Source organism: Klebsiella sp. 10982, from assembly GCF_048589245.1.
GTDB classification, from domain to species: domain Bacteria; phylum Pseudomonadota; class Gammaproteobacteria; order Enterobacterales; family Enterobacteriaceae; genus Klebsiella; species Klebsiella quasivariicola.
Map to the genome: position 1 here is coordinate 1 of NZ_JBMAXV010000005.1, position 12,550 is coordinate 12,550.

Genomic DNA, 12,550 nt, shown 5'->3' on the forward strand with positions numbered 1-12,550 from the left:
GGATCGGCGCAATGGGTAGCCCGGATAAGGCGCAGCGCGCCGCCATCCGGGAATTTCCCTGCTCGAGCTACGCTGAGCCGGGCTATGGATCCCTAGGTCGGGTAAGGCGTTAGCCGCCACCCGACAAAAAAACGGCACCTTTCACGGTAATCCTTTCATTCATTTTCCTGCCTTAAGTGATCTCGCTAGCAATGTGAGACAAATCTCTGTGGGTGTACGGCATCTGCGTTGTTTCGGTGTTGTTAAATTCTGCGTTGTGATCTAGAAACAAAATGTAACATCCTGATTACCCTACCGGTGGACCATAACAATGAATAATTCAGGGAAATACCTCATCTGGACACTGCTCTCCGTCATCGGCGCCTTTGCCCTCGGCTATATCGCCTTAAACCGGGGTGAGCAGATCAACGCGCTGTGGATTGTCGTCGCGGCGGTCTGCGTTTATCTGATCGCGTATCGTTTTTACGGCCTGTATATCGCCAAAACCGTCCTCGGCGTTGACCCAACGCGCATGACGCCCGCGGTGCGGCATAACGATGGCCTCGATTACGTTCCAACCGACAAAAAAGTGCTGTTCGGTCACCATTTTGCCGCCATCGCCGGCGCAGGGCCGCTGGTAGGGCCGGTGCTTGCCGCGCAGATGGGCTACCTGCCGGGGATGATCTGGATCCTCGCCGGCGTGGTGCTGGCCGGCGCCGTGCAGGACTTTATGGTGCTGTTTGTCTCTACCCGTCGCGATGGCCGTTCGCTTGGCGAACTGGTTAAAGAGGAGATGGGGCCGACCGCTGGCGTCCTGGCGCTGGTGGCCTGCTTTATGATCATGGTGATCATCCTCGCGGTCCTGGCGATGATCGTGGTGAAAGCGCTGACCCACAGTCCGTGGGGGACATACACCGTCGCCTTTACCATCCCGCTGGCGATCTTTATGGGCATCTACATCCGCTATCTGCGTCCGGGACGCATCGGCGAGGTGTCGGTGATCGGCCTGGTGATGCTGGTGTTCGCCATCATCTCCGGCGGCTGGGTGGCAGAAAGCCCGACCTGGGCGCCGTGGTTTGACTATACCGGCGTACAGCTGACGTGGATCCTGGTGGGCTACGGCTTTGTGGCCGCGGTACTGCCGGTCTGGCTGCTGCTGGCCCCGCGCGACTACCTCTCCACCTTCCTGAAAATCGGCACCATTGTGGGGCTGGCGATTGGCATTCTGATTATGCGCCCGACGCTGACCATGCCGGCGCTGACCAAGTTCGTTGACGGCACCGGCCCGGTATGGACCGGCAACCTGTTCCCGTTCCTGTTTATCACCATCGCCTGCGGCGCGGTCTCCGGCTTCCATGCGCTGATCTCCTCCGGCACGACACCGAAAATGTTGGCCAACGAAGGGCAGGCCTGCTTTATCGGCTACGGCGGCATGTTGATGGAATCCTTCGTCGCGATTATGGCGCTGGTGGCGGCCTGTATTATCGATCCGGGCGTCTACTTCGCGATGAACAGCCCGATGGCGGTGCTGGCGCCGGCGGGGACGACTGACGTCGTGGCCTCGGCGGCGCAGGTGGTGAGTGGCTGGGGCTTTAGCATTACCCCGGATACGCTGAATCAAATCGCCAGGGAGGTCGGCGAACAGTCGATTATCTCCCGCGCCGGCGGCGCGCCAACCCTGGCGGTGGGGATGGCTTATATCCTGCACGGCTCGCTGGGCGGGCTGATGGATGTCTCGTTCTGGTACCACTTCGCTATTCTGTTTGAGGCGCTGTTTATCCTGACGGCGGTTGATGCCGGCACCCGTGCGGCGCGCTTTATGCTGCAGGATCTGCTGGGGGTGATTAGCCCCGGGTTGAAAAAAACCAGCTCGCTGCCGGCCAACCTGCTGGCGACCGCGCTGTGCGTGCTGGCGTGGGGCTACTTCCTGCATCAGGGGGTAGTGGATCCGCTGGGCGGGATTAACACCCTGTGGCCGCTGTTCGGTATCGCCAACCAGATGCTGGCGGGGATGGCGCTGATGCTGTGTGCGGTGGTCCTGTTCAAGATGAAACGCCAGCGCTACGCGTGGGTGGCGCTGCTGCCGACCAGCTGGCTGCTGATCTGTACCCTGACCGCCGGCTGGCAGAAGTCGTTTAGCCCCGATACCAAAGTGGGTTTCCTGGCGATCGCCAATAAATTCCAGGCGATGATCGACAGCGGCACCATTCCGCCGCAATATACCGAATCACAGCTGGCGCAGCTGGTGTTTAACAACCGTCTCGATGCCGGGCTGACCATCTTCTTTATGATTGTGGTGGTGGTGCTGGCGCTGTTCTCGATTAAAACCGCGCTGGCGGCGCTGAAAGAGGACAAACCGACGGCGAAAGAGACGCCGTATGAGCCAATGCCTGAAAACCTGGACGCGATTGAGACCCAGGCGAAAGGGGCGCATTAACTGGTGTGCCGGGTGGCGGCTTCGCCTTACCCGGCCTACATTTCCGATCCTCCCTCTCCCCTTTGGGAGAGGCTCGGGGTGAGGGAAACAAAAGAGAAATGACTTATGTTTGACACCCTTTCCAAAGCAGGTAAGTACCTGGGCCAGGCGGCGAAGATGATGATCGGCGTGCCGGATTACGATAACTACGTCGAGCACATGCGAATAACCCACCCGGATCAGACGCCGATGACCTACGAAGAGTTCTTTCGCGAACGCCAGGACGCCCGTTACGGCGGCAAGGGCGGGGCGAAGTGCTGCTAGCCCTCTTTCGGCAGATAGAGGCTGATTTTCTTTATGCACCACGTCGCATACTTCACCTGGCAGCATTACGTCATCATAGCAATCGTGTTCGATTTCAATATATTCCAGATCGTCGTCGATCTCTGCCATCTGTAAACGCACGTAAGAGGCAAAACGCAACCCGTCGAGGCGGCGCGGAAAGGCCTCTGCCCGGCGACAGAGGCTTGCAGAAAATGTGCGATCAGGCGTTCAATCCGCCATCCACGTCCAGCCCCGTACCGGAGATCTGCCCGGCGGCCGGGCTGGCGAGGAAGGTGACCGCCGCGGCGATGTCTTCCGGCTGGCCGTAGTGACCGACCGCAATCATCTGGCGCTGGGCTTCCGCCTGTTCTCCATCCTCCGGGTTCATATCGCTGTTGGTCGGCCCGGGATGGACAAGGTTAACGGTGATCCCGCGAGGGCCTAAATCACGCGCCAGGCCACGGGTTAGGGCGTTGAGGGCGGACTTGGTCATGGCGTAAACCGCGATGCCCGGCATGGCCACGCGGTTAGCCAGACAGCTGCCGATGTTGATGATCCGTCCGCCATCGGCCATATGCACCAGCGCTTCCTGGGTGGCGATGACCACCCCACGAATATTGACGTTGATAAGGGCGTCAATGTCCGCCAGCGTCATGGATTCCAGCGGACCGCCGCGGGCGATCCCGGCGTTGTTGACCAGAATATCCAGCCCGCCGAGGGACCGGGCCGCATGGGTGACGGCATCCTGAATCGCCTGCGCGCTGGCGCTGTCGGCCTGTACCGCCTCGCCGTGCCGACCCAGCGCCTTTATTTCATCGGCGACCGCCTGGGCTTTATCGGCCGATTTTTCATACGTAATAACCACATCAGCGCCGGCGCGCGCCAGCGACAGCGCAATTGCGCGACCCAACCCACGGCTGGCGCCGGTAACCAGCGCCTTCTTACCTGTTAAATCGATCTGCATGATGACCTCGTTGCGAGAGTGGTGAGCATCATCATTAGGTATAGACGGTCGGGGTGATTAACGGCTGAAGTATTCCACCTTCTCAAACGCCGCGCGCAGAACCTCAGGGGTTAACGCCACCGGTAAATAGTGAATCGACTCGCCCGGGCGCAGGGTATGGGCAATGACCCGCTCCAGCTCTGCGCGGTTATTGATATCGACCTCCAGCGCCGCCAGGGTGGTCGGCAGGTTAAAGCGCTGATACGCCTGCACTAACTGCGCCAGCACATCGTCCTGACCAAGCAGGGCGCTCTGTACCAGAATGCCGTAGGCCACCTTGGTACCGTGGAGGAATTTTTCCGTCTGCGGCAGCACCGTCAGTCCGTTGTGCACCGCATGGGCGGCGGCGACCCGGGTGTAACGTTCCCCCAGCCCGCCAACCATCCCGCCGCCGGCGATAATCGCATCCACCACATCGCGAAACGCCTGGGTCAGATCGCCGCGGCGCTGGTCCGCCAGCGCCGTTTCGCTGCTGGCCAGCAGCACGTCGCGGATCGCCAGCGCGCCGTTAATCCCCAGCCGCACGGTGAGCGGCAGCGCCTCCGGCTGCGGCGCCAGCACCACGGCCTCATACCATTTGGCTAAGGTGTCGCCAATGCCCGCCAGCAGGTACTCCGCCGGGGCGTTGAGAATGATGCGCGGTTCGACCAGCACCAGGAAGTTGGCGTCATCGAAGATCTCAAAATTCAGGGCCTGTCCGGCGTCGCTGTACCACACCGAGAGCGGCGTCCACGCCGCGCAGGTAGCGGCGATAGTCGGGATGGCCACCAGCGGTACCCCCAGGCGGCGGGCCAGCACTTTCGCGCTGTCGAGCAGCGCGCCGCCGCCGACGCCAATCACTACCGTCCGATCGTCACCGGAGGCCTGCACCAGCTCCGCCACGTCGCGTTCGCTGCAGTGACCGGGAAAGCGGATCTTTTTTGCCTCCGGCAGGTGGAAGACCGCTGGCAGAAAAGGTTCGGCGCCGGCCAGGGCGCGCTCGCCATAGACCCACACCGCTCGCGAGAGCTGGTCGGCGCTGAAAAAATCGCTCAGCCGCGCAAGGCTGCCAGGGTGGGAGAAATAGTTGGCCGGGCCGGGTACGACGCGGATATCGCTGTTGCTCATGAACGCTGTCCTTATAGGTGTTGGGCTAAACTGATGTTATGTCTGGACATCCAGATGGCTAATATTATTTCGTTGTATCTTATGCTTTTTACGCAGTTGTCAGCCAGCGGCGGCTATGAAAAATTCGTTAAATCAGAAGATTAATTACCGCACGGGAACAGTGATGAGCGCGAACCGCCTTGAGATGCATAACATTAGCCTGGCCTTCTCCGGCTTTCAGGCACTGAACAAGGTGGCCTTTACCCTCCATGGCGGGTCGGTGCATGCCCTGACCGGGGCCAACGGCGCGGGTAAGTCGACGCTGATGGCGGTGCTGTGCGGCACCCACGCGCATTATGAAGGCGAGGTGACGATCAACAACCAGCCGGTCACCATTCGTTCGCCGCGGGATGCTAAACAGCTGGGGATCCACCTGGTGCAGCAGGAGGTGGATGTGGCGCTGGTGCCGGGCCTGAGCATTGCGGAAAACATCATGCTGGACAGGCTGGCGGAGCCGGGCATGGCGTTTCGCTGGTCGCGGGTTCGGCAGCTGGCGCGCGAGGCGCTGGCGCAGCTGGACGTGGCGCTGGACGTCAGGCGCTCCATTGACAGTTGCACGCTCGCCGAAAAACAGCAAATCCTGCTGGCCCGCGCTCTGTCGCACCATTGCCGCTTTTTGATCCTCGATGAGCCCACCGCGCCGCTGGATCAGCATGAAAGTGAGCGCTTGTTTGCGGTAGTACGCCGTCTGCAGCAGCAGGGGATCGGGGTGGTGTTTATTTCGCATCGTATCCATGAACTGAAGGCAATCTGCGACACCCTGACGGTGCTGCGCGACGGGCGACTGATTGAGAGCGGCCCGATGGCGCCGCTGAGCGGCGAACAGATCGTCGAAAAGATGCTGGGCCACGAGCTGAGCGATATCTTTCCGCCGCCGCGCCCGCCGCACGGCGAAGAGGTGCTGCTGCAGGTTGACGGTCTGCATGATGAGGCGCTGCTGCAGGATATTTCGCTGCGCCTGCGGAAGGGGGAAATTCTTGGTATCGCCGGGCTGGCCGGCGCGGGCAAAACCGAGCTGTGCAAAGCGCTGTTCGGCGCCAGCAAAAGCCGGGTGCAGCGTGGCGAGCTGAACGGCCAGCCGTGGCGACCGCGCGACCCGGCCGACTCGGTGGGGCGCGGCCTGGCGCTGGTCCCGGAGGAGCGGCGCAAAGAGGGCATTTTCATCGAAGAGCCGATCGCGATGAACCTGGCGGTCAGCGCCGATAACAGCTTTTCGCGCTGGAGCCTGTTTGGCCATCGGCAGGCCTGGCGCTGGGCTGAGGAGGTGATTGCCCGCCTCGGCGTGCGCGCCACTGGCCCGGGGCAGACGCTGCGCCGTCTTTCCGGCGGCAACCAGCAGAAGGTGGCCATTGGCAAATGGCTGCGCAGTCATGCCAATGTTTTGATTTTTGACGAACCGACCAAAGGGGTCGATGTGAAAGCGAAAACCGATCTGTTCATGCTGATCGATGGTCTGGCGCGGGAAGGCAAAGGGGTGATTTATGCCTCGGGTGAATTCGCCGAGCTGGTCGGTTTATGCGACCGCATCTGCGTGCTATGGGACGGACGGATTGTGGCGGAGATCCCCGGCGCGGAAGCCCGGGAAGAGACGTTACTTTATTATTCAACCGGAGGAGCGGCAGCGTGAGCAAGGCCCTGGCAGTGAACGCGACGGTATCGGGCCGTCAGCGATTTTTTGATTTTCTCTATAAGTGGGGCATGTTGCTGACCGTGGTGCTGCTGGTGGCGGTCTTTGGCCTCGCCTCGGACAACTTCCTTGATCCGTTCAACATCATCAACATTCTGCGCTCGATCGCGATTGTCACGGTGATTGCCATCGGGGTGTCGATTTCTCTCACCATTGGCGGCTTTGATCTGTCGGTGGGATCGACGGCATCGCTGGCTAACGCGCTGGTGATCTCCCTGTTTGTCTGGCATGGCCTGGGGACCACCGAAGCGATTCTGATCACCCTCGCGCTCTGCACCCTGGTGGGGCTGTTTAACGCCTTTCTGATCGTGGTGCTGCGCATTCCTGACATGCTCGCCACCCTGGCCAGCCTGTTTGTGATTCAGGGCGTGGCGATGACTTACAGCTACGGCGGTTCGATTACTGAAAACATGGTGCTGCCGAGCGGCGAGATGGCGGAAGGCACTATCCCGGCGGCCTTTGGCGCGCTGGGGCAGGTGCCGACCATCGTCATCATCATGCTGGTGGTGACGCTGGTCGCCCAGCTGGCGCTGTCGTTCACCACCCACGGACGGCGGATGTACGCCATCGGCGGCAACCCGGAAGCCGCGCGGCTCTCCGGCCTGCGGATCACTCGTTACAAAGTCGCAGCATACGTGATTGCCTCGCTGCTGGCCGGACTGGGCGGCATTCTGCTGGCCTCGCGTATCGGATCCTCGCAGGTCAACGCCGGCGGCGGCTATCTGATGGACGCGGTGGCGGCGGCATGGATCGGCTTTTCGCTGGCGGGCTCCGGTAAACCGAACGCCCTGGGGACGCTGGTGGGGGCGGTGATCCTCGGCGTGCTCTCCAACGGGCTGGTGATGCTCTCGGTGCCGTATTACGCGATGGACATTATTAAAGGGTTGGTCCTGGCTGGCGCGCTGGCACTGACCTATTTTCAGCGCCGTACTTAACATTTTACAGGGTAAACAGCATGAAAAAGATCGCACTCTCTCTGATGACGCTGGGTCTGCTGCAGTCGACGGCGGCGCTGGCGACTGCCCCGACGCCGGTGCCGGCGGCGATTGCCGAGCACAGCGGCCCGATCCGTATTGCGGTGATCCGCAACCTGGGGTCTGACGATAACACCACCCAGTTTGTCGCCGGGGCGCTGCAGGAAGGCAAAAAGCTCGGTTTCAAAATCAGCACCTTCCTGAGCAACGGCGATGACGCCAAATTCCAGGACTTCGTCAACCAGGCCATCAGCCAGAAATACGATGGCATTATTCTCTCCCAGGGGCGTGACCCGTATTCCACCGCCCTGGTGAAGAAGGCGGTGGATGCCGGGATCAAAGTGGCGGTGTTCGATACCGCGGTGAGCGGTGAGATCCCCGGGGTGACGGTCAGTCAGCAGGATGACGCGTCGCTGACCGAGCTCTCTTTTGGCCAGCTGGTGAAAGACTTCAACGGCAAGGCCAACATCGTCAAGCTGTGGGTAGCGGGCTTCCCGCCGATGGAACGCCGTCAGGCGGCTTACCAGACGCTGCTGAAGCAAAATCCGGGGATTAAAGAGCTGGAGTCGATCGGCGCCGTGTCATCCGATGTGCAGGGCGACACTGCCAACAAGGTGGGGGCGATCCTCGCCAAGTATCCGAAAGGGAAAATCGACGCGATCTGGGGCACCTGGGATGCCTTTAGCCAGGGGGCCTATAAAGCGCTGAAAGAAAACGGCCGCACCGAGATCAAACTCTACAGCATTGATATTTCCAACCAGGATCTGCAGCTGATGCGCGAAGCCGGCAGCCCATGGAAGGTGAGCGTGGCGGTGGACCCGAAGCTTATCGGCGCGACCAACGTGCGGCTGATCGCCAATAAGATCGCCGGCGAGCCGACGCCAGCCACCTACGACTTCAAGGCGGCGGCGATTCCGCAGGCGCTGCTGGCGGCCCAGCCGGGGGCGGTGAACGTGGCGTCGCTGGGGAAAATTATCCCTGGCTGGGGCCAGACCGAAGACTTTATCGCGCCGTGGTTCGCGACGCTGGAAGCGAAAAACAAATAAAATCAAGCCGGGTGGCGGTGGGGGGCGGCCTGGTGCCCTCACCCCGGCCCTCTCCCACAGGGAGAGGGGGAAAACCATGCCACCGGGCGAAAGGGATCCCCTATGTCAGCATTACCTTCCCCCGAATACAGCCGCAATATGCGGCTGATTGGCCATAGCGATCAGGGCGGTCGTCCGGACGGCGTGCAGCTGATGGTGCATCGCGGATTCGCCTATATCGGCCATATGGTGTCGCAGGGCTTCTCCGTGGTCGATGTTCGCGATCCGACCCGGCCCACCACCGTCAACTATATTGCCGCGCCGCCGGGCACCTGGAACGTGCATCTGCAGGCGCATGACGATCTGCTGCTGGTGATCAACGCCCGGGATCTGTTTGCCGACGCCCGTTTTGCTGATGAGAAAGTCTACTACACCCGCTCGGTGGGCGACACGGTCAGCGATGTGCAGGACAAAGGCTGGAGCGCCGGGCTGCGCATCTTTGATATTTCCACGCCCGCGCAGCCGCGGGAAATCAGTTTCCTGTCGCTTAACGGCATCGGTATTCACCGCATCTGGTACGTCGGCGGGCGCTGGGCATATGTGTCCGCGCTGATTGACGGTTTTACCGACTACATCTTCCTGACCATCGATCTGGCCGACCCGCGTAAGCCCGAAGTGGCCGGGCGCTGGTGGCTGCCGGGGATGCACCAGGCGGGCGGTGAAACACCGGACTGGCCGCAGGGCAAACGCTATGCGCTGCATCACGCCATTATTGCCGGGGATACCGCCTACGGCAGCTGGCGCGACGGCGGCCTGACGCTGCTGGATGTCAAAGATCGTACCCAGCCGAGGCTGATTAGCCATCGCAACTGGAGCCCGCCGTTCGGCGGCGGAACGCATACCGCGCTGCCGCTACCGGATCGCGATCTGCTGGTGGTGCTGGATGAAGCGGTGCTTGACAACCAGGAGGACGGCGAGAAGCTGATCTGGCTGTTTGATATCCGCGAGCCGTCAAACCCGGTGAGCATCGCCACCTTCCCGCAGCCGGACGAAGCGGATTATGTGGCGAAAGGGGCGCATTTTGGCCCGCACAACCTGCATGAGAACCGTCCCGGCAGCTTTGTCAGCTCGACGCTTATCTTCGCCACTTATCAGAATGCTGGCGTGCGGGCATACGATATTTCCAACCCGTATCGTCCGCTGGAGACCGGGGCGCTGGTGCCGGCGGCGCCTGAGAGAATGATGGATACCCGTCCCGGCCGGCCGCGGGTGATCCAGTCCTGCGATGTGTTTGTCGATGCGCAGGGCATTATCTACAGCACCGATTACAACGGCGGGCTGTCGGTGATTGAGTATCTGGGGTGAGGGTAAGGTAAACGCAAAATTGTGCTCGCATGTCTGCCGGGTGGCGGCTTTCGCCTTACCCGGCCTACGAAAGACTGCAACATCAAAGCGTTATGCGGTTATCTGTAGGCCCGCGCAAGCGCAGCGCCGCCGGGCAATCCCAGAAGATTGCACTTTTTAGGCTTTGCTCCCTCTCCCTGTGGCAGAGGGCCGAGGTGAGGGCAAGGTAAACGCAAAAAGGCAATGACAATGGCCTTTTTTAGGTTTTGCTCCCTCTCCCTATGGGAGAGGGCCGGGGTGAGGGAAAACAGGCCGCACTCAGCTGTACTGGCGTACCCGCGCCAGCAGCTCGTCGACGCTGTCGATACGCTCGGCCAGCACAATCAGCGCTTTGCCGAGGGTAATGGCGTGGCGCAGGCATTCATGACGCATGGCGTCGTCCTGGATAGTGTCGATATCCGCGACGTGCGACAGCCCGACGCTGCGGCGGATCAGTTCGCTGCCGCAGAAGCCAACCGCGTCGGCCCAGACTTTCTTCAGAAAGGCGGAGGCGTAGCCGGGGTAAGCCAGCGCCGCGTCGCGGGTTTTCTCCGCCGCCAGCGCCTGGAAGCGTTCGGCGAAGGTGGTCCACAGCTGGTGGATATCGTTCAGCCGCTGTTCGCGCGCGGCGGCGGCGTCGCGAATACCGAGCTGGCCCGGCAGGCCGCAGTAGTTAAGCAGCAGGTTGCCGATGGCGGTGCCGACATCGAAACCAATGGGGCCGAAATAGCCGAACTCGGCGTCGATGGCCTTCAGGCTGCCTTCGGCAACGAAGATCGACCCGCTGTGGATATCGCCGTGCAGCAGCGCTTCCGCATGGGCAAAGAAACGGTGCTTCAGCGCCGCCACCGCCAGCTTAAGCTGGGCGTCGTCGCGCAGGGCGGCAACATCGGCCTCCAGCTCCGCCGGGTAGTTATTGCGCTCGTGGATCTGATACGGGTCGTTAAAGAACAGATCCTCGGTGATCTCGCACATCGCCGGGTTACTAAACTGCGCCACCTGCGCCTTTTTCTCATGGGGATGGAGATAGAAATCGCTGGTGTGAAACAGTACCTGCGCCAGATAGTCGCCAAGCTGGCGGGCCGCCTGCGGGTAGTAGACGTTAGCGATAAGCTCCCCGCGCCAGATGCGGTGGTCGGAAAGATCTTCCATCACCATCACCGCCAGCTCAGGATCAAAGTGATGGATTTTTACCGTGTGCTGCGGGCTGTGCTGATAGTGGGCGACCAGGGTCTGCGCTTCCAGACGGGCGCGGTCGAGGGTCAGCGGCCAGGATTCGCCGACGCAGCGCACGTAGGGCAGGGCCTGTTTGACGATCGCCCGGCTGACGCCCTGGCGATCGAACACTTTAAACACCAGATTGAGGTTGCCATCGCCCACTTCCTGCGCGCTGACCAGCTCAGATGGGTTGTCGATGCCGGCGAACTGCTGCGCGTAAGCCACGGCATCGTGGGCGGTGAAGGTATGGTATTGCGACATTGCCTCGATCCTCGAATTCTGATTAAGCCGTTCAGACGTCTATACTTCTGGATTCCATCCTGACACAATGTGATACAACAACGCAACAGGGATTTAACGACATGCAGACAATACAGACCACCAGCCTGCGGGTGAGTGAAAATCAGCTTTTTATTCTCGACCAGCAGGCCTTGCCGCAGGAAAAACGCTGGCTGGCGGCGGATAACGTTGCGCTGCTGGTGGACCATATTCATGCCCTGCGGGTGCGCGGCGCGCCGCTGATTGGCCTGTCCGCCAGCCTGCTGCTGGCTCTGCTGGCCCAGCGCGGCCTGAACCGGGATGAACTCCAGCAGGCGCTGGAGACGCTGCGCGCGGCGCGGCCGACGGCGGTCAACCTGATGAATAATCTGGATCGCATGAAGCAAGCGCTGGCCCGGGAAGATTACCCGCAGGCGCTGGAAGCGGAAGCTTTGCGTCTGGTCGAAGAAGATAAACAGCTGTGCGACCGCATCGCTGAGGCGGGCAGTGCGCTGGTGCGGCCCGCCAGCCGTTTGCTGACCCACTGCAACACCGGTGGCCTGGCGACCGCCGGGGTGGGAACCGCCCTGGGGGTTATCGCGCTGGCGCACCGGCAGGGAAAAGTGACCAACGTGTGGGTCGATGAAACCCGGCCGCTGCTGCAGGGCGGACGTTTAACCGCCTGGGAGCTGGGCGAGCTGGGCGTGCCCTATCAGCTGATCACCGATTCAATGGCCGCCAGCCTGATGGCTCAGGGGCAGGTGGATGCGGTGTGGGTCGGCGCCGACCGTATCGCTGCCAACGGCGACGTGGCGAATAAAATCGGCACCTACTCTCTGGCGGTTTTGGCCCATTATCACCAGATCCCGTTTTACGTCGCTGCCCCGCAGACTACCCTCGACCGCTATTGCCCGAACGGCGCGGCGATCCCCATTGAGCAGCGCGCCGCGGCGGAAGTGACCGGGGTGGCGGGCAGCTTCGGCGCGGTACAGTGGGCGCCGACGGGGGCTGCCGTTTACAATCCGGCGTTCGACGTCACGCCTGCTGGGCTGATAAGCGGCTGGGTGCTGGACAGCGGGCTGGTCACCCCGGCGCAGGTCGCCGCCGGGGCGTTTGCGCCGGACAACGGATAGCAGA

Annotated in this window: 10 protein-coding genes; 7 read left to right on the forward strand and 3 right to left on the reverse strand. The window is 61.6% G+C overall.

Annotated features, from left to right (window positions below):
* Positions 1-310: 310 nt before the first annotated feature.
* Both cstA and ACKLKD_RS05665 read left to right on the forward strand, forming a co-directional pair.
* Positions 311-2,416 (forward strand): pyruvate/proton symporter CstA, encoded by a 2,106-nt coding sequence (gene cstA / locus ACKLKD_RS05660; protein WP_080897290.1) that lies wholly within the window; start codon positions 311-313, stop codon positions 2,414-2,416.
* Positions 2,417-2,521: 105 nt separating this feature from the next.
* Complete coding sequence (locus tag ACKLKD_RS05665) at positions 2,522-2,719, forward strand: YbdD/YjiX family protein (RefSeq protein WP_002893903.1); 198 nt, start codon at positions 2,522-2,524, stop codon at positions 2,717-2,719.
* A 220-nt stretch (positions 2,720-2,939) separates the two neighbouring features.
* Here ACKLKD_RS05665 and ACKLKD_RS05670 read toward each other — a convergent pair whose 3' ends face one another.
* Both ACKLKD_RS05670 and ACKLKD_RS05675 read right to left on the reverse strand, forming a co-directional pair.
* A complete protein-coding gene (locus tag ACKLKD_RS05670) occupies positions 2,940-3,683 on the reverse strand; it encodes an SDR family NAD(P)-dependent oxidoreductase (RefSeq protein ID WP_012968723.1) in 744 nt (247 codons plus the stop codon).
* 57 nt (positions 3,684-3,740) lie between these two features.
* The gene (locus tag ACKLKD_RS05675; RefSeq protein ID WP_080897289.1) at positions 3,741-4,829 is read right to left on the reverse strand and encodes an oxidoreductase; all 1,089 of its coding nucleotides are present in this window, start codon (positions 4,827-4,829) and stop codon (positions 3,741-3,743) included.
* A gap of 163 nt (positions 4,830-4,992) precedes the next feature.
* On the opposite strand from ACKLKD_RS05675, the gene ACKLKD_RS05680 reads away from it, so the two are divergent.
* From ACKLKD_RS05680 to ACKLKD_RS05695, 4 genes are all read left to right on the forward strand, one after another.
* Positions 4,993-6,495, forward strand: coding sequence for a sugar ABC transporter ATP-binding protein (locus ACKLKD_RS05680; protein WP_025714513.1), 1,503 nt, complete (start codon positions 4,993-4,995; stop codon positions 6,493-6,495).
* Positions 6,492-7,490, forward strand: coding sequence for an ABC transporter permease (locus tag ACKLKD_RS05685; protein ID WP_002894035.1), 999 nt, complete (start codon positions 6,492-6,494; stop codon positions 7,488-7,490). The genes ACKLKD_RS05680 and ACKLKD_RS05685 overlap by 4 nt, the downstream gene beginning before the upstream one ends.
* A 20-nt stretch (positions 7,491-7,510) precedes the next feature.
* Complete coding sequence (locus ACKLKD_RS05690; protein ID WP_025714514.1) at positions 7,511-8,575, forward strand: sugar ABC transporter substrate-binding protein; 1,065 nt, start codon at positions 7,511-7,513, stop codon at positions 8,573-8,575.
* A 102-nt stretch (positions 8,576-8,677) separates the two neighbouring features.
* Complete coding sequence (locus ACKLKD_RS05695; RefSeq protein ID WP_025714515.1) at positions 8,678-9,919, forward strand: LVIVD repeat-containing protein; 1,242 nt, start codon at positions 8,678-8,680, stop codon at positions 9,917-9,919.
* A 297-nt stretch (positions 9,920-10,216) separates the two neighbouring features.
* Here the strand turns inward: ACKLKD_RS05695 and mtnK are convergent, their stop codons facing one another.
* Positions 10,217-11,416, reverse strand: a complete 1,200-nt coding sequence (gene mtnK / locus ACKLKD_RS05700) for an S-methyl-5-thioribose kinase (protein ID WP_025714571.1) — start codon at positions 11,414-11,416, stop codon at positions 10,217-10,219.
* Between the two features lie 101 nt (positions 11,417-11,517).
* Between mtnK and mtnA the strand changes: the two genes are divergently transcribed.
* Entirely contained in the window at positions 11,518-12,546 is a 1,029-nt protein-coding gene (mtnA, locus tag ACKLKD_RS05705; RefSeq protein ID WP_025714572.1) for an S-methyl-5-thioribose-1-phosphate isomerase, read from the forward strand.
* Positions 12,547-12,550: the final 4 nt, after the last annotated feature.